Annotated in this window: 21 protein-coding genes; 17 read left to right on the plus strand and 4 right to left on the minus strand. The window is 56.8% G+C overall.

Features of this window, described 5'->3' with window-relative positions; translation table 11 throughout:
• Nucleotides 1-63: 63 nt before the first annotated feature.
• A complete protein-coding gene (locus DL239_RS10800; protein WP_167684109.1) occupies nucleotides 64-1,707 on the plus strand; it encodes a SulP family inorganic anion transporter in 1,644 nt (547 codons plus the stop codon).
• A gap of 191 nt (nucleotides 1,708-1,898) precedes the next feature.
• On the opposite strand, the gene DL239_RS10805 is transcribed toward DL239_RS10800, so the two are convergent.
• A complete protein-coding gene (locus tag DL239_RS10805) occupies nucleotides 1,899-2,546 on the minus strand; it encodes a CatB-related O-acetyltransferase (protein ID WP_167684110.1) in 648 nt (215 codons plus the stop codon).
• A gap of 257 nt (nucleotides 2,547-2,803) precedes the next feature.
• On the opposite strand from DL239_RS10805, the gene DL239_RS10810 reads away from it, so the two are divergent.
• A complete protein-coding gene (locus tag DL239_RS10810) occupies nucleotides 2,804-3,067 on the plus strand; it encodes a hypothetical protein (RefSeq protein ID WP_167684111.1) in 264 nt (87 codons plus the stop codon).
• A 59-nt stretch (nucleotides 3,068-3,126) separates the two neighbouring features.
• On the opposite strand, the gene DL239_RS10815 is transcribed toward DL239_RS10810, so the two are convergent.
• Entirely contained in the window at nucleotides 3,127-3,555 is a 429-nt protein-coding gene (locus DL239_RS10815; RefSeq protein ID WP_167684112.1) for a hypothetical protein, read from the minus strand.
• Between the two features lie 181 nt (nucleotides 3,556-3,736).
• Here DL239_RS10815 and DL239_RS10820 point away from each other — a divergent pair, with 181 nt between their 5' ends.
• Both DL239_RS10820 and DL239_RS10825 read left to right on the plus strand, forming a co-directional pair.
• Entirely contained in the window at nucleotides 3,737-4,171 is a 435-nt protein-coding gene (locus tag DL239_RS10820; RefSeq protein ID WP_167684113.1) for a hypothetical protein, read from the plus strand.
• A 135-nt stretch (nucleotides 4,172-4,306) separates the two neighbouring features.
• Nucleotides 4,307-4,699: a hypothetical protein gene (locus DL239_RS10825; protein ID WP_167684114.1), complete on the plus strand. Its 393-nt coding sequence runs from the start codon at nucleotides 4,307-4,309 to the stop codon at nucleotides 4,697-4,699.
• A 9-nt stretch (nucleotides 4,700-4,708) separates the two neighbouring features.
• Here DL239_RS10825 and DL239_RS10830 read toward each other — a convergent pair whose 3' ends face one another.
• Nucleotides 4,709-5,317: a flavin reductase family protein gene (locus tag DL239_RS10830; protein ID WP_167684115.1), complete on the minus strand. Its 609-nt coding sequence runs from the start codon at nucleotides 5,315-5,317 to the stop codon at nucleotides 4,709-4,711.
• A gap of 84 nt (nucleotides 5,318-5,401) precedes the next feature.
• Here DL239_RS10830 and DL239_RS10835 point away from each other — a divergent pair, with 84 nt between their 5' ends.
• From DL239_RS10835 to DL239_RS10855, 5 genes are all read left to right on the plus strand, one after another.
• Complete coding sequence (locus DL239_RS10835; RefSeq protein ID WP_167684116.1) at nucleotides 5,402-5,890, plus strand: GNAT family N-acetyltransferase; 489 nt, start codon at nucleotides 5,402-5,404, stop codon at nucleotides 5,888-5,890.
• A 46-nt stretch (nucleotides 5,891-5,936) separates the two neighbouring features.
• The gene (locus tag DL239_RS10840; RefSeq protein ID WP_167684117.1) at nucleotides 5,937-6,713 is read left to right on the plus strand and encodes an EcsC family protein; all 777 of its coding nucleotides are present in this window, start codon (nucleotides 5,937-5,939) and stop codon (nucleotides 6,711-6,713) included.
• 106 nt (nucleotides 6,714-6,819) lie between these two features.
• Nucleotides 6,820-7,281: an NUDIX hydrolase gene (locus tag DL239_RS10845; protein WP_167684118.1), complete on the plus strand. Its 462-nt coding sequence runs from the start codon at nucleotides 6,820-6,822 to the stop codon at nucleotides 7,279-7,281.
• A gap of 72 nt (nucleotides 7,282-7,353) precedes the next feature.
• Nucleotides 7,354-7,881 carry a DUF1178 family protein gene (locus DL239_RS10850; RefSeq protein ID WP_167684119.1) on the plus strand — a complete coding sequence of 176 codons (528 nt, stop codon included), beginning with the start codon at nucleotides 7,354-7,356 and terminating at the stop codon, nucleotides 7,879-7,881.
• A 28-nt stretch (nucleotides 7,882-7,909) separates the two neighbouring features.
• On the plus strand, nucleotides 7,910-8,551 hold the full coding sequence (locus DL239_RS10855; protein ID WP_167684120.1) for an SDR family NAD(P)-dependent oxidoreductase: 642 nt from the start codon (nucleotides 7,910-7,912) through the stop codon (nucleotides 8,549-8,551).
• 104 nt (nucleotides 8,552-8,655) lie between these two features.
• On the opposite strand, the gene DL239_RS10860 is transcribed toward DL239_RS10855, so the two are convergent.
• A complete protein-coding gene (locus tag DL239_RS10860; protein WP_167684121.1) occupies nucleotides 8,656-10,425 on the minus strand; it encodes a trypsin-like peptidase domain-containing protein in 1,770 nt (589 codons plus the stop codon).
• Nucleotides 10,426-10,670: 245 nt separating this feature from the next.
• On the opposite strand from DL239_RS10860, the gene DL239_RS10865 reads away from it, so the two are divergent.
• The 8 genes from DL239_RS10865 to folP all read left to right on the plus strand — a co-directional run bounded on the left by DL239_RS10865 (nucleotide 10,671) and on the right by folP (nucleotide 21,355).
• Complete coding sequence (locus DL239_RS10865; RefSeq protein WP_167684122.1) at nucleotides 10,671-11,600, plus strand: glycine--tRNA ligase subunit alpha; 930 nt, start codon at nucleotides 10,671-10,673, stop codon at nucleotides 11,598-11,600.
• A gap of 133 nt (nucleotides 11,601-11,733) precedes the next feature.
• Entirely contained in the window at nucleotides 11,734-12,261 is a 528-nt protein-coding gene (locus DL239_RS10870; protein ID WP_167684123.1) for a DUF6446 family protein, read from the plus strand.
• Between the two features lie 30 nt (nucleotides 12,262-12,291).
• Nucleotides 12,292-13,503, plus strand: coding sequence for a sodium/glutamate symporter (gltS, locus tag DL239_RS10875; protein ID WP_167684124.1), 1,212 nt, complete (start codon nucleotides 12,292-12,294; stop codon nucleotides 13,501-13,503).
• 10 nt (nucleotides 13,504-13,513) lie between these two features.
• Complete coding sequence (gene glyS, locus DL239_RS10880; protein ID WP_167684125.1) at nucleotides 13,514-15,739, plus strand: glycine--tRNA ligase subunit beta; 2,226 nt, start codon at nucleotides 13,514-13,516, stop codon at nucleotides 15,737-15,739.
• Nucleotides 15,740-15,890: 151 nt separating this feature from the next.
• Nucleotides 15,891-18,476, plus strand: a complete 2,586-nt coding sequence (locus DL239_RS10885; protein WP_167684126.1) for a putative PEP-binding protein — start codon at nucleotides 15,891-15,893, stop codon at nucleotides 18,474-18,476.
• A gap of 176 nt (nucleotides 18,477-18,652) precedes the next feature.
• Nucleotides 18,653-19,294, plus strand: coding sequence for a cell wall hydrolase (locus DL239_RS10890; RefSeq protein WP_167684127.1), 642 nt, complete (start codon nucleotides 18,653-18,655; stop codon nucleotides 19,292-19,294).
• A gap of 148 nt (nucleotides 19,295-19,442) precedes the next feature.
• Nucleotides 19,443-20,363, plus strand: a complete 921-nt coding sequence (locus DL239_RS10895; RefSeq protein WP_167684128.1) for a dihydroneopterin aldolase — start codon at nucleotides 19,443-19,445, stop codon at nucleotides 20,361-20,363.
• On the plus strand, nucleotides 20,360-21,355 hold the full coding sequence (folP, locus tag DL239_RS10900) for a dihydropteroate synthase (protein WP_167684129.1): 996 nt from the start codon (nucleotides 20,360-20,362) through the stop codon (nucleotides 21,353-21,355). The genes DL239_RS10895 and folP overlap by 4 nt, the downstream gene beginning before the upstream one ends.
• Nucleotides 21,356-21,376 lie beyond the last annotated feature (21 nt).

Raw genomic sequence — 21,376 nt, forward strand, 5'->3', positions numbered from 1 at the left:
TGGTAGCCACTTTTCCGCTAACGGCAGGCAGCGAACACCAATCCCCGATGACAGGTATTTTTCATGAGACGCGCCGCTATGGCCCTGCTGGCCAATCACATTTCCCCGCCCAACCTTAGTATCATGCAGGATGAGGGCTGGTCTGTGGCCCGTGTTCGGACTGAGATCCTGTCGGGTTTGACCGTTGCGCTTGCGCTGGTGCCCGAGGCGGTGGCCTTTGCTTTTGTGGCGGGGGTGAACCCGTTGGTTGGCCTATACGCGGCTTTTATGGTGGGGTTGATCACGGCGCTGTTTGGCGGCCGACCGGGGATGATTTCCGGCGCCACTGGTGCGCTGGCGGTTGTGATGGTGGCGCTGGTGGCCCAGCATGGCGTGGAGTATCTGTTTGCCACTGTGGTGCTGATGGGGATCCTGCAGGTTATTGCGGGTGTTATGCACTGGGGTAAGTTCATCCGTTTGGTGCCGCATCCGGTGATGCTGGGGTTTGTGAACGGTCTGGCGATTGTGATCTTCCTTGCGCAGATGACCCAGTTCAAGGTGCCCGGATCGGGTGGCGAGGAATGGTTGTCCGGCCTGTCGCTGTATCTGATGCTTGGGTTGGTCGGCCTGACCATGGTGATTATCTGGGGCACGCCCAAAATCACGTCTCTAATCCCTGCGCCACTGGCTGGTATCGGAATTGTGGCTGCTGTGGTAATCATTTTTGGTCTGGATGTACCCCGTGTTGGTGACATGGCGTCAATCCAGGGTGGCTTCCCTGCGTTCCACAACCCCTTTGGTGAGGGCGTAGGCCTGTACGGCACGGCGCTGGCTCCGTTTAACCTAGAGACCCTGCAGATCATCCTGCCCTATGCCTTGATCCTAGCGGCGATTGGTCTGATCGAGAGCCTGCTGACCTTGAACTTGGTAGGCGAAATCATCGGCAAACGTGGTGGAACAAGCCAGGAGTGTATTGCCCAGGGAGCGTCTAATGTTGTCACCGGCTTCTTTGGTGGCATGGGCGGTTGTGCGATGATTGGTCAATCGATGATCAACGTGAACTCGGGAGGTCGTACCCGGATTGCCGGTATCGCTGCTGCGCTGTTTCTGTTGTTGTTCATCGTGTGGGCGTCGAACCTGATTGAGCAGATCCCGCTGGCAGCGCTGGTTGGGGTGATGTTCATGGTGGTGATCGGGACCTTTGCCTGGAACTCGCTAAAGATCATGCGCAAAGTGCCACCCACCGATGCCTTTGTAATTGTGCTGGTGACCGTTGTTACCGTGATGACCGACTTGGCGATTGCGGTTGTTGTTGGGGTGATTGTGTCGGCGCTGGCCTATGCCTGGAACAACGCGCGCCGTATTCACGCCAATGTGCGGGAGTCTGAGAGCGACAAGGGTGCGCTCGTGTATGAGATCGAAGGGCCGCTGTTCTTTGGTTCGACCGATGGCTTTGCCGAGTTGTTTGATGTTGAGAACGATGCAGATCGTGTGATCGTCGATTTTGCCCGCAGCCGTGTTGTTGACCAGTCCGCATTGCAGGCGATTGAAGCGCTGGCTGGTAAGTATGAAGCCGCTGGCAAGACGTTGACCCTGCGCCACTTGAGCCGGGATTGCCATCAGTTGCTGACCAAAGCCGGACACCTGATGGTCGATAGTGACGATGACCCGGAATATGCGGTTGCGGTGGATTACTCTGTTAAGACAGGCATCTTGGGCGGGCACTGACCCTTAACCCAGCGGAGTGCGCCTGAAGGCGCACACTGGTTTGTTTGATTAGAATATGTGGAGGGGCCGGTCTGTTTGTTCAGACCGGCCCTTTGCTTGAAGAGACGAGGGGGCTTGGGCTCACCAAAACAGCGATGCGCTGTGTCAGATCCGCCAGAACTCAGGCGACGGCGGCTCCGAAACAGCGATCTTCAGGTGAGGGCCTTGAGGGTGTCGAGATCACCGCTGAGCAGGGCGGGGCGAGCCTTGGCAACCTTGTCTGCGGGCCAGTGCCACCATTGCAGCTCCAGAAGCTGCGCGATCTGATTCTGTTCAAAGCGGTATCGGGCGACGGTGCCGGGATTGCCGGTGACCACGGCATAGGGCGGGATGGTTCCACGTACCACTGCACCGGCACCGATGATGGCTCCGGAACCTATTTGGGCACCGGGCAGGATCATCGCACCGTAGCCGATCCAGACATCGTTGCCGATCACCGTGTCGCGGGTGTCCGGTTGAAAGCCGGTCATTTGTTCGGGGTCGAACACGGGAAAGGGGTAGCAGGTTAACCCGTCCATTGCATGATTGGCACTGGCGGTGATGAAGCGCACACCATGGGCGATCTGGCAGTAGCGTCCGATTTCCAGTGTCTCTTGGGACATTGGGAACAAGTAGGGTGCCAAATGGTTGGCCCAGCCGTCCGCAGGTGGGGGGGTAAAGTCTGAGGCGTAGGTAAAATCGCCAACCTTAAATTTTGGATGATCCACGACATTGGTCAAAAAAACGGTGCCAAGGTGGGGTTGGCCATCAGGCAAGGTGATGGGGTGGACGCAGGTTGCGGCGGGCAGGGCGTAAGGCATGAGGCCTCCTGTACTGGAAAATGTGGGGGTTTTCATGTGTTACAGGTTCTGGTCCATCATGCCCTCCTTTATTTGGATTAACCTATCTGGCGATCATAACTGCAATTCCTATAGCTCAAGACCACCACCTTGAAACAAACTTCAGCCATTTCTCATTCCACCACTCATGCTCCGTGAGTTTGTCCATATGCTCCCCGAGTTTGCGCATGGAATAAAAAATTCCCACAAGACACACCACCACCAAAAATATTGGATCTATGAAGCTGGCAAACAATTTTGGAAGGGTGAAAAGTAGAAAAATAAATACGATGACCATAATAAAGCAAGAAAAATGCGTTGAAAAAAGCTTCTTCATTTTAGGAATGTCCTATCCTCGTACTTTTCCAAGTCTTGTGGGTATTGCCGATGCGCAGACATACGGTGCTGAGATGAGTGTGCCCAACAGGCAGGTTGATGGGGTGGACGAAGATCGCGTCGGGCAGAGCGTAAGGCATGAGGCCTCCTGTACTGAAAAAATGTGAGAATTTTCGTGTGTTACAGGTTCTTGTCCATCATACCCTCCATTGTTGGACTGAGAAAACTAAGCCAATTCACGCAAGGCTTGAGCTTCGGATACTTGTGAAAATGTTGGTCGCCCGGCATATAGGCCCATTTTAACATCACCACGGACGTAGCTGGTCTGCCCGGCAGCTAAGGTCAGCGTAATTGTATCTTGTGAAATGGCTTGAGCCCAGAAAGTATGGGTTCCTGCGTCAATGATCTTGTAGAGAACCGAGCCGCTAGTCAGTTGCCCCACTACACCTTCGGAGTGGTTTACAGTGAACCGAATGGCTCCTCCTGCAAATGCAGAGGGCCTATAGAACACGACTAGCGCCTTGCCTAGCGGAATTGTTGGTAGGCTGGGTTTGCTGTTAATTGAACCCGCAGGGGCACATGCGGTTAGTGACACACCTGCTAAAAGCCCAAACGAAAAATGCCTTCTGTTCATCTTCTTGCCTTTGTTGATCATGATTGTTCGAATGCTATTCAGGCCCCGGTTTTGATACAAGCAGAGCTGCCCACATTGTTGGACTTATCCTCACTTAGAATTTTCACTAACGTCCTAGATTATCAGTACAATGGACCAATGGGCGGATGTCCACTAAGAGTTTCCAGAATACTTAAGAACAGTGGACCGGAGAGATGAATTCATGACTGTATACTTCGATTACCTGTCATCTCTCGACGTGATACTTACGGTGTACGACGGTTGCAGCACCAATCAGCAACAACTTACGTTATTTCGGAAAATTTCTGAGGAGTTTGGGGTGGGACCATTCACAAACTCCGTATCAGATTTGTCCAAGCTGATCTCAACTGAAATGACAGCTACTGACATGTTCTCTCAAAGCTCGATGGTCAAAGCAACGCTGGAAACGGCGTCTGTGCCGATTAAGCAAGCGTTGTTTGCGCCTACTGAAATGTCATATGGAATCTCGAGAATGTACATGGGCTTTGCCGACTTATCGCCGAAGCTGAAAATCCGTATATTTGACGACCTGCAGGCCGCAGTCGAATGGATTGGGATCCCTGGGCAAGCTGAAACTATATTTGGCGACCGCGATTGGCATGTTGTTCACGACTGATGGGAGTCGTAGGGCCGCTATAACTCGGTTCTCCTTAATTGGGCAGCGGCTGCACTGAAACAGTGCAATCTAGCCGCTATCCTCATTGGCGAAATTATGACACCCTTTTTGCATTGATCTGATCAGGAGTTTCCCATGAATGCATTTCGTTTCGCCGCTGTTCTGTCCCTGTTATCGGCACCGGTATTGGCTGACGAGGTTTGGACGAGCGACATGGGGCAAATCGTCTATCAGGCGGAAGAGGGCGGTGCCGCCATTTTTTCCTTTACCAATGTTGATGCCTATTCTGCTAAGTTGATCATTCCGGGGTTGGCTGGCAACTACTCTGATCGCAGCAGTCACGCGGCATATTGGATCGGTCAGGGCGCCGGCGCGTGCACCGCGTTCATGTCACACGGCGACGAGCCCGCAAGCAGCCAGTGGGGGCGGGCTCAGGTGGTATTTGACGACCCCGCATTTCCGACATCTCTGACGGTCATTCTTGGGTTCTGTCTGGATGAACCGAATATCGTGATCCGTGGGGAATAGGTTTTTCGCCTAGGTTTCGCCTGGGCGGGTCAGGCTGAACACCTCACGTACGGCTGAGTAATCGCGGTAGCCCATGCGGGCCAGTGGCACATAGCGGGTGACGTCAAAGGTGCCATCGACCAGACAGTCATCACGCATGTGCACGCCGACTACCTCGCCAAACACTACCCGGTTGGCTTCGCCGGGGAGGGTAGTGATCTGGGTCAGTTTGCATTCTAGCGCGGCGGGGGCTGCGGCGACACGGGCGCAGGGGATGGTGCTGCACTCCGCAGTCTCTAGGCCTGCGTGGGCGAATTCATCCGTTTCGCGGGGCAGGGCGGCGGATGATGCATTCATCGCGTCGCGCATCGCGTATTCGACAATATTTACACAGAACACGCCTGTTTCCAGAATATTGGCGACGCTGTCTTTGGTGCCTTCCTGATCCGGCTTGGCGCTGGTGGAGGCGAACATCACCTGTGGTGGGTCATAGGCAACAGCGTTGAAAAACGAATAGGGGGCCAGATTGTTGACGCCATCACCCGAGCGGGTGGATATCCAGCCAATGGGGCGGGGGGTGACGATGGCGTTGAATGGGTTGTGTGGCAGGCCGTGGCCTTGCTCGGGGCGATAGAACATGCGTGTCTCCAAGTGTTTGCCCAAGGCTTAGACCCGTGTTAGGGCGATTGCCAGTCTGAGTTGGGATGCGGGAGGCAGTGCGCCGTGATCGAGCTGATAGCGGAACAGCCGCAGGACCGCTGGGAGGTCGAGGCGCTGTATGACCTGTGCTTTGCGCCCGGGCGTGAGGCGCTGTCGTCCTATCGTTTGCGCGATGATGTGCCGCCGGTGTTGGGGCTTAGCCAGGTGGCGCGGGATGAGCTGGGCATTGTGGCGGGCGCGATCCGGTTCTGGCCTGTGCATATCGATGACCAAGATGCGCTGTTGTTGGGGCCGGTTGCGGTTCACCCCACACACCAAGGCGAGGGGCTGGGCGGCTCGCTGATCCGTGATTCATTGGCCAAGGCGGAAAGCAGCGGATGGGCGCGGGTGCTGCTGGTCGGCGATGCGCCCTATTACCAACGGTTCGGCTTTGAGCGTCTGACTGGGGTGGAAATGCCACCACCGACAAACCCGGACAGGGTGCTGGGGTTTGCGCTGAAACCGGGTGCTTGGGATGGTGTTTCTGGTGTCGTGCGGCGCTGGCAGGGTTGAAATTCGCCGCCGCGACTCCAATGTTTGACGGACAGAGGAGGCTGATTTGACCGAAATTCTATCCCCCACACGTGTTCTTACCCCGCAAGAAACTGACGCCGAACTGGATGCCTTGGCCGAGCGATATCGCAATGCGGCGGGTGTTGGTGTGCAGCTGTTGAACATGGTCGGTGGCAAGGCCGAAAACCTGTTAGACCAGCTGCCCGAACCGGTAAAGGCCGGGCTTGGGAGCGCGACGGAACAGGCGCTTAAGCTGGCGATGGGGGCTGCGGTGCGGTCGCGCCGCGTGGTGCCGGACCAAAAGCCGGGGGTGAATCGTGCGATGAGTGCCGCAATGGGCGCCGCTGGTGGTGTGGCCGGGTTGCCGGGTGCGCTGGTTGAGCTGCCGGCCACGACCGCCTTTTTGCTGCGTACCATACAGGGGGTCGCGGCCGAGAACGGGTTTGACCCTGAGGCCGAGAATGTCACCTTTGATTGTATCCGGGTATTTGCTGCGGCAGGTCCGCTGGCGCATGACGATGGCGCTGATCTGGGCTTTCTCACCCTTCGCCTGAGCCTATCCGGTGGGGCGTTGCAGAAACTGATAGCGCAGGTCGCGCCGAAGTTGGGCGTGGTTATGGGGCAGAAGCTGGCGGCCCAAGCGGTGCCTGTATTAGGTGCGGTGGCCGGTGCGACCACCAATTACGTTTTCTCTGGCTATTACCAGCAAATGGCTCAGGTTCACTTTGGCCTTCGGCGGTTGGCGATTGATGCGGATGTTGCGCATGACGATCTGGTGCATGCCTTGCAGACGCGGTTGCAACCAGAGGTGTCCAAGGGGTGAACAGCGCGTGAATTAGCGGGCAACACTGGAAATAGGGGCCATCATGTTTTACATGAGAGAGGAGTCACGCCTGAGTGTTCTGTGACTTTTCCTAAAGGCCGGACCAATGATTACCCAATTGCCGATCTCTACACATTCATCGCAAAAAAGGGACGTTCGCACGCAGTTTGCCGCATTGTGTTACCGGGTCAATAAAAAGGGCAAACACAAAATCCTGCTGGTTACCTCACGTGGGACGGGGCGTTGGATTGTACCAAAGGGCTGGCCGATGGATGGGCGCACCCCTGCCGCTGCCGCCGCACAAGAGGCCTGGGAAGAGGCCGGAGTGCGCGGAACAACGCAAGGGCAGTGTCAGGGGTTGTACTCGTATCAAAAATGGCTTGGTCGTGCAGAGCCGCTGTCCATTGTTGTGTTGGTTTACCCACTTGCGGTTACTGAAATGACAGATGATTTCCCGGAGCAAGGCCAGCGCCAGCGACGATGGTTTTCACCCGCGAAGGCGGCCAAAAATGTGCATGAACCCGAGTTGGCGCGGATTTTGCACGAGTTTCGCCCTGATGCGGAGTAGCAATTGGCGCATGGCACTTGATATTGTGCTGGTCAGGGCTTTAATCAAACTCCGCAACGGCGAGAGCAGTACATGATTCAATATTCCCTGAAATGTGACGATGGTCATAGATTTGACAGCTGGTTTCAATCCGCTGCGGCGTTTGACAAATTGTCGGCCAGTGGTCTGGTCTCGTGCGCGATTTGTGGGACAGGATCTGTCGAAAAGGCGATCATGACACCGCGGGTTCGCCCCGGTCGCAAGGCGGTTTCCGGGCGAGGCGAACCGGATGTGGCGACACCTGAGAAAGCTGATGCCGCGCAAGCTTCTGGACCAACGGAGGGGGCTGACCCTGTTGCCGACAAGCCGTCCACTGTGGGTGCGCTAAGCCAACCTGCCACTGAGACGGAAAAGGCGATTGCCGAGTTGCGCCGTAAAGTTGAAGATAACTCCGACTACGTGGGCAAGGATTTCGTGACACAGGCGCGCGCCATGTATGAGGGTGACGCACCCGGTCGTGCTATTCACGGCGAAGCGAAGCTGGATGAGGCAAAGGCCTTGATCGAAGAGGGCATCCCGGTTCTACCGCTGCCGTTTCGACCAAATCGAAAGACCAACTGACAGACTGAACAACTTAGGAGTTTGGTAAATGCATGTTGTCGTGACAGGATCCAGCCGTGGTATCGGCCGTGAGATCGTAACACGTTTGCGGGTTGTAGGGCATGAAGTGACCGGCACGGCGCGGGATCATTCCACCGACACTCGGCTGAATGTTTCGGACCCGGGGCAGCAAGCGCGGTTGGCGGCGCAGATGAAGGGCAAGCCGGTGGATCTTCTGGTCTGCAATGCCGGGGTCTATTTAGATAAGAATATGGCGCTAGAAAATTACAGCGCCGAGGTCTGGGCTACTTCGCTGGCAACCAATGTCACTGGGGTTTTCCTGACAGTTCAGGCGTTGCTGCCCAATCTGCGGTTGGCAAAAGAACCTAAGATTGCAATCATTTCATCGCAGCTGGCCAGTCATGAGCTGGCAAAGGGCGGTAGCTATGCCTATCGCGCGTCCAAGGCCGCAGCACTAAGCATTGGGCTTAACTTGGCTGCGGATCTGAAGCCTGAGGGCATTTCCGTTGGCATCTATCATCCGGGATGGGTACGTACTGATATGGGCGGCGATCAGGGCGAGATCTCGGTGCAGGAATCGGCTAATGGATTGTTGAATGAGTTCGAGGCTCTGAACCTTGAAACTTCGGGATGTTTCCACACCTGGGATGGTCGCGACCACGTATTTTGATGATGGGCGGCTTGGGCCGAGTTGCAGCAATAGTTCGTTGAGCAATTAAAAACGCCGATACCTAGGGTATCGGCGTTTTCTTTATGTTGTTGGATTCGAGTGGATCAGTTCCAGCAGCTGACCAATACGGTCATGCCACTAGTCAGACGGTCCATTGCTGACTTTGTCAGTGTTGACGCATCAGCGCTGCGGTCGCTGGCGGTTAGGCCTGCATCGGTCAGAGCCACACGAATTGCCTCGGCATTGGCAGCAAAGTTGACACCCTTTGGCAGTTGCTGCGAGCCAATTTTATGAGGCAGCAACATACCCAAAACTGCACCGCTTCCGTCTAGAACGGGACCACCGGCATCACCTGTTTGTGCCGCCAGGTCCAAACGCGCTACGCCGGAATTTCCGTTCAGGCTTTTGATATCAGCCAGGGTGCCCCAGGTCAGGCTTGGTGCGCCAAGGATGCCCTCGTAAGAGAACCCTGAAACGACGACTTCGGACTGTAGACGCGGCGACGAAGCGCTGAGTTCGGCCACGGCCATTGGAGCCAAAGGTGTTGTTGGGCGCAGCACGGCCAGACCATTGGCTGTGTCGTTGCTGACCAGTTCGGCGGTGTAGTCATGGTCCAGCGTGATCCGGGTGCATTCAGCCACCACATCCGATGTGGTCAGAACTGCACCTTTGTCGTCAACATAGAACCCTGAACGGGACATGCGGGGCTGGCGGATTTGCAGGCCAGCCAGCAGGTCGATGCTTTGCTGCGCATCGCCACCGGCGGCAGGGTCCAAAACACCATCGATACGAGTAAAGCTGGACTGCATTTCAGTTAGCACACGGGCGCGCCGGTCTTCGTCACCAGCAGGCCAGATCAGGGTAAAGCCTTTGATCTCGCCATTCTTCAGGCTGGCCTGGGTGAAGGACACGATGCCATTACCACGACCTTCGATGGTGAAGCTGTCGGATCCGCGTTCCCGAGGTCCAACCAGCGGTACAATTTCCAGCGTCTGCAGTATGTCATACAGGCCAAACAGGGTGCGTTTGTCGCCGGGTTGTGAAATCAACAGGACGCGGGCGCCTACATCACCTTTGCTGTCATAATGCGCAAACGGTGGCTCATAACGTGCAAATGCCACTTCCTTGGTTGGGATCTGCATCGAGATGCCAGCGTCAGCGTTGGTCATCTCGGCCATGCCAACCGAAATAAGCGGCGCATTGTATTCATCCAACAGGGCCTGACGCTGAAGCGTCGTCAGAATGCCGGTCAAGTCATAGCCGTTGGCCGCCTGCCAGTCGTTCATCGACGCACGGGTGCCGCGGCCAAATGAGCCATCGATTGCAGAGTTGTAAAAACCAGCGGCCCGCAGGGCGATCTGAAGGGCTTTGCGCTCGTCTGCGGACAATTGGCGTTCGCTGCGGCGCGCCTCGGCCGGGGTCTCATCGGCAGGGACCGGTGTTGGGACGACCTCAGCTGTCTGAGCCGGGGCTTCAGCTGGCTCAAGTGTTGCGGGTAGGGTGGTTACTGCTTCACGGGCCGGGGTGACGCCATCGGGCCAGAACTGCTGACGCAGGTTGCGGCCAAAGGCAATGAAACTGTCACGCGGGATTTGACCCTGACTGCGATAGACCTGAATGGCGCGTTCAGCATCGGCACGGCTGTAAGGGCCCAGAACAACGCCGTACCATCCGCCACCTAGGGTGAAGCCGCTGACATCGGGCAATTGTGCCGACAGAGTTGCCGCGCGTTTCTTGGCATCTGCAAGAGAGGGGTGAGCTGCGACCTGGATCCAGACCGAATCCGGTGAGACCTGCTGTGCCTGCGCCGCCACCGGCAGAGTTACGGCGAGTGCCATTAATGATAGCACAAGTGAAGCAAAGAAAGTCTTCATTGCAGTTCCTTTTTCCCTGAGGAGTCAAATTTTCGCGCAATTAAGCATTTTAGAGGCATAAAGGGAATGCCCAATGCTGGGGGGAATTCGTGTCTTAACGCTTCAATATGGAGTGATTTGGTTGCAGGTGAAGTATTCTGGCATTTTTGCGCTTCAGAAGGGGTTCATGTGACATGTGGCGTTGACCCTGACCGGGGGCTTGCATAGGAAAGACGCGCATTTGCAGCCCCAATAGGGAAAGAGACATGACCCAGACCAATGGCGCCCCGCGCTCGTTCCAAGAGATCATCCTGCGGCTTCAGAGCTATTGGGCCAGCAAGGGCTGCGCCATGCTGCAGCCCTATGACATGGAGGTTGGGGCAGGGACATTCCACCCGGCGACCACGCTACGCTCGCTTGGGTCAAAGCCATGGGCGGCCGCATATGTGCAGCCTTCGCGTCGTCCGACCGATGGTCGCTATGGCGAAAACCCCAACCGGTTGCAGCACTTTTATCAGTATCAGGTGTTGATCAAACCAAGCCCACCGGACCTGCAGGAACTTTACCTTGGCTCGCTTGCTGCCATTGGCATCAATATGGATATGCATGACATCCGTTTTGTCGAGGATGACTGGGAAAGCCCAACCTTGGGTGCGTGGGGGTTAGGCTGGGAAGTCTGGTGTGACGGGATGGAAGTCAGCCAGTTTACATATTTCCAACAGGTCGGCGGTCATGATTGTACTCCGGTTTCGGGGGAACTGACCTACGGGTTAGAGCGTCTGGCGATGTATGTGCTGGGAATCGACCATGTAATGGACATGCCGTTTAACGACCCCGATGCGCCCATCGCGCTAAAATATGGCGATATCTACAAACAGGCCGAGGAAGACTACGCGCGCTGGAACTTTGATGTGGCCAATACAGATGTGTTGCTGAAGCAGTTCGAAGAAGCTGAGGCCGAATGTCAGGCGATCCTTGATCTGCCGCACGAGGACCCAAAGACGGGCAAGCGTATCCTTATGGTGCACCCGGCCTATGATCAGTGCATCAAGGCCAGCCATCTGTTCAACCTTCTGGATGCACGCGGTGTGATCTCGGTCACCGAACGTCAGGCCTATATCGGCCGGGTTCGGGCACTGGCCAAGCGATGCTCAGACGCTTTTGTGCAGACTGAGGCTGGTGGCTGGGCTGTTTGAGAAGAGGCGCATTGCCCTCCACCGGGGCAAGCGCGCGCTCAAGATGCTAGAGACTGGTAAGGGCGAGTGAATGCTTCTGCCCAAACAACAGTAGGGGCACGGCTCCTCAAATGCTGTTTAAAGGACTGTAAATATGGGTAAGTTTCTTGCCGCTTTGATCATCGTCTGCGCTGTGGGTGCGGGCGCTGGTATCTATTACCTGAATGAATATGCCTACTATGAGGAGGTCGAACTGCACCCCGGTCTGGATGTGGCTCTGCTGCCTTTAGACAGCGAAGAACCTGTGGCCATTGCCTATGATGAATTTCAGGCGATTGATGCCAGCAGTTCTCCGATCCGATATCGCGCCTGTTTCACCACGCCGCTGAAACGCTACGAAATGGCCCATACCTATACTTTGTCTGATCAGAAAACACCGCGCATCGCGCCACGTTGGTTCGACTGTTTTGATGCCGAGGCAATTGGTGCCGCGCTAGAGGCCGACACAGCCACAGCGTTCCTGTCGGCCAAGAATATCTCGTATGGGGTCGACCGCATCGTTGTTGTGACTGATGACGGGCAGGGCTTTGTCTGGCATGAACTCAACAATTGCGGCAAAAAGGCATATGACGGGACAGTGGTCGGTGAAAGCTGCCCGGATTTGCCCGAGGCAAGTCAGTAGTTAAGGTATTTTGACACGGCGGAGATTTACATGAGCACGGCAATTGTCATTCCGGAATTTATCACTGTGACCCTTGGATTTGCAGTATTCCTGATCGGGGCACGCATGAATGCTCGCATCGAAGTTCTGCGCCGTTTCAATATTCCAGAACCGGTATCGGGCGGGCTGCTAGCTTCGCTGGTGGTTTTGGCGATCTATTTGGCATTGGGGCGCGTCGTCGAGTTTGAGATGGCCAGCCGGGACTTCTTTCTGGTGCTATTCTTCGCGGGTATCGGCCTCAACGCGCGCCTGAGCGATCTGATCGCTGGTGGTAAGCCTCTGGCGATCCTTCTGGTGCTAACCCTGATGACCATCATTGCGCAGAACTTTATCGGGGCAGCAGGTGCCGTCTTGTTTGGCTACCCTGCGCAGGCAGGGGTGTTGTTTGGGTCCGCGTCGTTGATCGGCGGGCATGGCACCGCTATTGCCTGGGCACCAGACGTGGCCGAGGCAACAGGACTGTCTGGTGCAACTGAACTGGGGGTCGCCGTTGCGACCCTTGGCTTGGTACTTGCAGCGCTTGTTGGCGGCCCAGTGGCGCGGATTCTGATCACACGCAACGACTTGGCTCCAGCGCACCCGGAAGCAGGCGCGACCATCGGCCTGCCAGACGAAGACATCGCGCCACCTGCGCAGATTGATCATCTCAGCCTGATGCGGGTGTTTCTGTTTCTGAACTTTGCAATCATATTGGGCTATATCGGCTCGGAGTTCATCGAAGCCGCCGGGTTGAAGCTGCCCCTGTTTGTGCCTTGCCTGATCGCGGGTATCCTGATTGCCAACCTGCGCTCTTGGCTGCGCCCCAATGCAGCACCGGTGGCACGTACACCGGCGCTGGCACTGGTGTCTGAATTTTCGCTGGGTGCCTTTCTGGCCATGTCGCTGATGGCGCTGCAGCTGTGGACCATTGCTGAGCTTGGCTTGGCCATTGCCGTGATTATGACCGCACAGACCGCCTTTGCCGTGGTCTTTGTGCTTTATGTGCTGTTCCCTCTGTTGGGCAGAGGCTATCGCGCCGCTGTTCTGGCCGCTGGGTTTGGTGGTTTTGCCTTGGGCGCAACCCCCACGGCCATCGCCAATATGACCGCTGTCACCAAACGCTACGGGCCATCGCCTATTGCCTTTGTGGTGCTGCCCCTTGTATCCGCCTTCTTTGTAGACATCGCCAACGCTATCGTCATCCAGATGATTGTGAATTTCTGAGGACCCCCAGATGCCCGACCTGCTGATTGAACTGTTTTCCGAGGAAATTCCCGCCCGCATGCAACGCCGCGCGGGTGAGGATCTGAAAAAGCGGATGACCGACGGCTTGGTCGAGGCGGGACTGACCTATGCAGGCGCCCACGCGCTGACCACACCACGTCGCCTGACACTGGCCATCGACGGTCTGTTGGCCGCATCTCCTACAGTGCGTGAAGAACGCAAAGGGCCGAAGGTCGGCGCCCCTGATAAAGCTATCGAAGGCTTCCTGCGCGGTGCAGGCCTAACCCGCGATCAGCTAGAGGAACGCGACACGCCGAAAGGCGCGGTCTATTTTGCCAGTATTGAAAAGCCCGGTCGCCCGGCGGCGGACATCATCGCCGAAGTGCTGGAAGCCACCATTCGCAACTTCCCTTGGCCGAAGTCCATGCGCTGGGGGGCTGGTAGTTTGAAATGGGTGCGCCCGCTGCATTCAATTCTGTGCATTCTGTCGGATGAGGCCGGTGCCGAAGTGGTGCCGCTGGACATCGACGGTATCAAGTCGGGCAACACCACACAGGGCCACCGTTTCATGGCTCCGGGTGAAATCACCGTCAGTGGCTTTGACGATTACGCCACCAAGCTGAAGCGCGCCAATGTTGTGCTGGACCCAGCCGAGCGCGCTGATGCGATTTGGCAGGACGCCACCAATCAGGCCTTTGCCAATGGGCTGGAAGTGGTCGAAGACAAGGGCCTGCTGGCCGAGGTTGCTGGGCTGGTGGAATGGCCGGTTGTTCTGCTGGGCGCAATTGATGATGAATTCCTGAGCCTGCCTGCCGAAGTGCTGCAGACCTCGATGAAAGAGCACCAGAAGTTCTTCTCGGTCCGTAATCCGAAAACCGGACGGATTGAAAAATTCATTACCGTCGCCAACCGCGAAACCTCCGACAATGGCGCAACCATTCTGGCCGGTAATCAAAAAGTGCTTAGCGCCCGTCTTGCGGATGCGAAATTCTTTTGGGAGAACGATTTGCGGGTTGCCAAGGAGGGCATGGAAGTCTGGACCGAGGCACTGTCCAATGTCACCTTCCACAACAAGCTGGGCTCTCAGGCCGAACGGATTGACCGCATCGCTTCTCTGGCGCGTGAGATTGCGCCGGTGGTTGGTGCTGATGCTGATCTGGCTGAGCAGGCCGCACGGGTTGCCAAGGCTGACCTGTCGTCAGAAATGGTTTATGAATTCCCTGAGCTGCAGGGCCTGATGGGTCGCTACTACGCCGAGGCCGCTGGCCTGCCGCAAGAGGTGGCCAATGCTTGTGAAGAACATTACTCGCCATTGGGACCGTCGGACGACGTACCAACCGAAGCCGTTTCCGTTGCGGTGTCGCTGGCCGACAAGCTAGACACGCTGACTGGGTTCTGGGCGATTGATGAAAAGCCAACTGGCTCTAAGGATCCGTTCGCACTGCGTCGCGCGGCGCTGGGTGTTATTCGGCTGGTTCTGGGAAATGATGCTCGGGCGCATTTGGACCGTTTCTTTGATGGGCAGCTTTTGCGCCACGAGATTGCGCAGAGTGGTGACGATTCCCAGTCCCAGAAACTTATGGGCGATATGCTGAAGGAAATCGGTGAACATGGTGTTTTCGGTTCCGCAGTCCGTACCGTTTTGGATACCTTTGATGGGGATCTTCCGAAGCATATGGAAGAGCTGAAAAGCAGTTTGCCCGATGTTTCTACTGATTTGCTGGGCTTCTTCCACGACCGGCTCAAAGTCTTCCTGCGCGATCAGGGCATCCGCCACGATGTGATCGACGCCTGCATCGCTATGGACGGCAATGACGATCTGACCCTGCTGGTTAAACGCGCCCGCGCGCTTGAGGATTTCATGAAATCCGATGATGGTGAAAACCTGCTGCAAGGTTTCAAACGTGCCAACAACATCCTGACTCAGGCCGAGGAAAAGGACGGGGTTGAGTACTCCTACGGTGGAGATGTGAAATTCGCCAAGGATGCATCCGAGATTGCTCTGTTCGAGGCGCTTGCCGCGAGCGAGGGAGCGATCTCCTCGGCCATCGAGGCCGAAGATTTCGCGGCTGCCATGGGCAGCATGGCGGCGCTGCGGGCGCCCATCGATGCGTTCTTTGAGGCGGTGCAGGTGAATGACGACAACGACGTGGTGCGCCGCAACCGGTTGAACCTGCTGCATCAGATCCGTCAAGTCTGTGGCCAGGTGGCAGACTTGACCAAAGTAGAAGGCTAACTAGCCACTTCTTTTTGCTAAAAATACTCCCACCGGAGGCAGAGGCTTTCCTTTTGGAAAGCCTCTTTTTTGTGAAGTGCTGCAGTCTGGTCCTTGTCGGCCGCGACAAGACGCTTGCGCCATGGCGGCTTGGCCTTATGCTGCGGGGCAAATGAGAGGTGCTGCAGTGCAGAAACAATTGCCAGAAATCCCGTTTGCGGCGCTGATCACGTCGGATGCCCCAATTGCAGCCCGTAGTCACGGTGGTCGAGCCAAATGTCTTCAGCGGTTGGTGAGGCTGGATTTGCCAGTGCCCTGCACAGTGGCGCTGTCGTTTGATGCGGTGCGCGCCATCGCCGAAGGGCAGATGCCGGATTTGGATGCGATCTTGGGTGAGTTCCCGGACGATGCGTTGGTCTGTGTTCGGCCTTCGTCCGAAGATCCAGATTGGGGTGGTCCTGGCGCGGTCTTGAACGTTGGTATGAATGATGCCCGCTATGTGGATCTGTGTGACAGCTTGGGCGCACAGGCCGCGGCGGCACTGTATTTGCGGTTTGTGCAGTCCTATGCGGTGCATGTGGCGCGTCTGGATCCGGATGTGTTTGATGCGGTGGCCGAAGAAGGGCCTGAGGCGCTGAGTCTTATTCTGCAGGCCTATGAGGCCGAAACCGATGAGGCGTTTCCGCAGGATCGCGGGGAACAGCTGGCGGCGGTGTTGCGGTCGATGGCGCGGGCCTGGGATGGCACGACGGCGCGGCTGCTGCGCCAGGCCAAAGGTGCGCCTGCGGATGCGGGATTGGGACTTGTGGTGCAGGAAATGGTGCCGGGGCTGGGGCAGGGTGAATGTGGGTCAGGTGTATTGCAGCTGATCAATTCGCAGACTGGGAAACCGCAAATTACTGGCCGGTACCTGAGCCAATCGCAGGGGCGCGATGCACTGGGCGCTGGGGCCGCAGCCCTGTATCTTGAGCACGACCCGCGTGGTCAGGCGTTGGAAGATGTGGCGCCGTCGGCATTTGCGGATTTGAAAACTCATGCGGCGCTGATGCGACAACGCCTGCGCGAGGCGATGCAGGTCGAGTTTGTTATTGAGAATGGCCATGTGCATATTCTGGACGGCGTGCGGGTCAGTCGTTCAGCGCGGGCGGCGGTACGGATTGCCGTTGCGCTGGCCGAAGACGGTATCATAACGCCGCAAGAGGCGGTGATGCGGATTGATGCGCATTCGCTGAATGAACTGCTGCACCGTCAGGTAGACCCAACTGCTGAACGCGATGTGATTGGCACAGGTATTGCCGCCAGTCCCGGTGCTGCGAGCGGACGGCTTGTCTTTACCGCGGCTGAGGCACAGGCCAGTGCGTCACGGCGTGAGCCTTGCATCTTGGTGCGACGCGAGACCTCGCCTGAGGATATCCGTGGCATGCATGCTGCTGTGGCGGTTCTGACGGAAAAGGGTGGCATAACCAGCCACGCGGCGGTGATTGGGCGTGGTTTGGGGCTGCCCTGTATCGTTGGCGCCTCATCCCTGAAATTCCTGAGCAAGGAAAAACAGCTGATCACCACCGAGGGACGGGTGTTCAAGGCTGGGGACATTGTCACGATTGATGGCAGCTCGGGGCAGGTGTTGGCCGGAGAGCCTGCGATGCTAGAGGCTGCATTGGACGATGCGTTTCAAACCCTGATGGGATGGGCGGATGCCGAGCGTGACATTGGAATCCGTGCCAATGCGGATACCCCAGCAGACGCGCAGCTGGCCCGCAATTTTGATGCCCAGGGCATTGGGCTGTGCCGGACTGAGCATATGTTCTTTGAGCCTGGCCGCTTGACGGTGATGCGCGAAATGATTTTTGCCGAGACCTCTTCCGGACGGGCGGCAGTCTTGGCGCGTCTGCTGCCGATGCAGCGCAGCGATTTCTATGAGCTGTTCCGTATCATGGCTGGGATGCCTGTGTGTATCCGACTGTTTGATCCGCCGTTGCATGAATTCCTGCCGACCACGCGGACTGGTCAACGCGAGCTGTCCGAGGCATTGGGCATTCCGGTGCGTGATGTAACCCGCCGGGTCGAGGAAATGGGCGAGTACAACCCGATGCTGGGCCTGCGCGGGGTTCGGCTGGGTGTCACTGTGCCCGAAATCTATGACATGCAGGCGCGGGCTATTTTTGAAGCGGCCCTGGATGCCTCGCAAGAGGGTGCGCCGGTGGTGCCTGAAATCATGATCCCGCTGGTTTCCGCCAAGCGAGAGGTGGAACTGGTCAAGGCCCGTATCGACGCGGTGGCGGCCGCGGTCAAATCTGAACGTGGTGCGGATTTCGAATTCCGTCTTGGCGTTATGGTTGAAACTCCGCGTGCTGCGTTACGTGCGGCTGATATTGCGCCGCATACGGCCTTTCTCAGCTTTGGGACCAACGACCTTACCCAGATGACATACGGTCTGTCGCGCGATGATGCGGGCCGCTTCATGTCGGACTATGTGCGCCAAGAGGTATTCCTGGAAGATCCGTTCCATGTGCTGGATGTCGAGGGTGTGGGGGAATTGCTGAAGCTTGGGGTGCAAAGAGGCCGCGAGAGCAATCCAGATGTGACCTTATCGATCTGTGGTGAGCATGGTGGCAACCCCGAATCAATTGCCTTTTGCCGTGAAGCTGGGTTCGATTATGTGTCCTGTTCGCCCTTCCGTGTGCCAGTGGCGCGATTGGCCGCAGCTCAATTGGCGATTGCACATATGTTAGCGGCTGAGCGCCCTGCTTCCTCCTAGATCTGGTGTCAGCTTCAGTGAATTTGGGAAAAGTCCTTAAGATTAAGGACTTGTTAGTCCTCTGTTCTAAGTTGCAAATTTTAGGAAAACTGGACCTTTTCAGGACTTTAAGGTAGATAACTAGCGCGCATTTTTGCACGGTGGGCGCGACCATTTGGTACCTGGGGGTATCTTGAATGAAATCTCTTGTTTTGGCCGCACTTGTTGCGGCGACCATGGCCGCGCCTAGCGCAGTCGTTGCTGAAATTGCGTTGGGTCGTCTGTTCCAACGGGATCAGGCAGCCCAAAGTGAAGCTCCGAAGCGGGGGCTGCGCAAGTTTTTTCTATTCGGGCGCAAACCCCGCAAGCTTGAGCCTATGAGCTATTCCGAGGCTTGGTTGGACAGTCAGCCTGCGGCGACTGGGAATGCTGACTTTGAGTGTCTTGCGCAGGCGCTTTACTTTGAGGCGCGGGGCGAAACCGTGAAAGGCCAGTTTGCAGTGGCCGAAGTGATCATGAATCGGGTCAAAAGTGCCCAGTTTCCTAATTCTGTCTGTGCTGTTGTCAAACAGGGCACGGGGCGTCTGCATCAGTGTCAGTTCAGTTATACATGCGACGGTCACGCCGAAACGATCAGCGAACATCAGGCCCATGTGCGGGTTTCCAAAGTCGCTCGTGCCGTTCTGGATGGCATCAGCGAAGAGCTGACGGACGGAGCAACCTATTATCATACTACGGCTGTTCGACCGCGATGGAGCCGCACATTCAAAAAGACAGCCCAAATTGGGGTGCATCTGTTTTATAGCGATGAGCGGTATCGCACAGCGTCTAACGATTAAGCCTGTACGGGGTCCGCGCTGGTTCACCGTCGTTTCTGCTCGTGACGCTTTTTCCCCTTCGCATGGCGCAAGTGGGGCTGCTATCCGGCTGTGTATCGCGTAGTATGTATTACCATCTTCGGCAATTGTTATCCAAAGGCACGACCCTATGACTTCAGAAATACGTCTTGCGTTTGAGCACCCATCGGAACGGGCGGCCGCTATGGCTTCGGGCCGGGTGTTAGATCGTATTTCATTGCGCAATCACATCGTTGACGTCGAAATCGGTGCCTTTCAGGCCGAACGCGGCAACACCCAACGGATCTGCTTTAACGTGGTGGTCGAAGTGGAGCCGCTGCCCGATGATATTGATGACGACGTGGACCGCATCCTGTCCTATGACCGTGTGACCGAAGCCATTGCACATGAACTGGCCGACGAGCGGCTGAACCTGCTTGAAACACTGGCTGAACGGGTTGCCGAACGCATCTTGCTGGAACCGCAGGCTGTGCGGGCTTTTGTCCGGATTGAAAAACTGGATCGCGGCCCCGGCGCGCTTGGCGTTGAAATCGTCCGCTCGCGTGATCAGCTGCATCAAGAAACAGAGGCAGAGGAACGGCCTCATCCGCGGCTACTGTATCTTAGCAACGGGGCGATCGACAGCGATAACATCACCGGCTGGATCGACCAGATGCAATGCCGCCAGCGGCCACTTATTCTGTGTGTAGGGGCGCATGAACTAGCGGTGCCGCGCACTGGGCACAAAATGACCGAGCGCCGGATTGATCTGCTCGCGATTGAGCAAAACGCATGGCGTTTGGCCGCGCGTGACGGACGTTGTGTTGTGGTCTCGACCCGGACAGAGCTGGACTGGGCCATGAAGAACGGCCAGATCAGTGTCTGGGCTCCGTCCAAGATTGTGTTGGATGCTGTAGATGGCCCATCGGCCGCGCCATCACAACCAGTGGAACTGGCCGCTTGGTTTGCTGCAACATTCGAAGCGGGTGAGTTGATCGTCATTGGCGCCGACCTGCCAGAAACAGCCGATGTGCCGCTGCGTGCGGTGTCCAAGGATCAAGCTCAGCTATGACCTATTACCGCCCCTTAGTGCAGCACGGCGAGGCCCGTCCTGGGGGCGCGGTTGAGCTGGCTGGCGGAGCCTTGTGGTTCACCCATGTTGAAGCGTTGAGCCGCAATGCGCCTTCTCATATCATTCCAGCCGGGTTGGTTCCTGATGAGGTCTTGCGGCGACTGTCCGGGCATAGACCAACAATAGCGGGATTAGACCTTGGTCAGCCGCATTTGATGGGCATTCTGAATGTAACGCCGGATAGTTTTTCTGACGGCGGTGAACATGATGATCTGGACAGGGCGGTGAGTGCAGCTGGGAAGATGATCGCGGATGGGGCTAGCCTAGTTGACGTCGGTGGTGAATCGACACGTCCCGGTGCCGCGTTTGTTTCCGAAGAAGAAGAAGTCGCACGCACCCAGCCGGTGATCGAGGCGCTACGCGCAGTCAGCAACGCCGCAATCTCAATCGATACCCGCAAGGCTGGTGTTGCGGCAACGGCGATGGACGCGGGGGCCAGTCTGGTCAATGACGTGTCAGGCTTTACACATGACCCTGCGTTGGCTCCGCTAGTCGCGCAGGCGGGCGCGCCTGTTTGCATCATGCATGCGCAGGGTGATCCGGCCACAATGCAGGACGAACCGAAGTATCATGATGTTTTGCTGGACGTTTATGACTTCTTGGCGGCTCAGGTTGACCGGCTAGAAGCCATCGGTGTGCCGCGCGATCAGATTGTTGTCGATCCTGGGATCGGCTTTGGTAAGACGCAGGAGCATAATCTGACGCTTCTGCGGGGCATTGCCTTGTTTCATGCGTTGGGGTGCCCAATTTTGCTGGGCGTGTCGCGCAAGAGGTTCATTGGTGATATCGGCAAAGAACCGCAGGCCTCGGCGCGGGCTCCCGGCTCAATTGCGGTAGGGCTTGCAGCGCTGGCCCAAGGCGTGCAATTTCTAAGGGTACACGACGTGGCGGCAACCGCGCAGGCGGTTCGCCTGTGGCACGCGGCGCGTTAAGGCCCTATAAGAAAGAGAAAT

This window comes from Parasedimentitalea denitrificans, from assembly GCF_011813015.1.
Taxonomy (GTDB): domain Bacteria; phylum Pseudomonadota; class Alphaproteobacteria; order Rhodobacterales; family Rhodobacteraceae; genus Parasedimentitalea; species Parasedimentitalea denitrificans.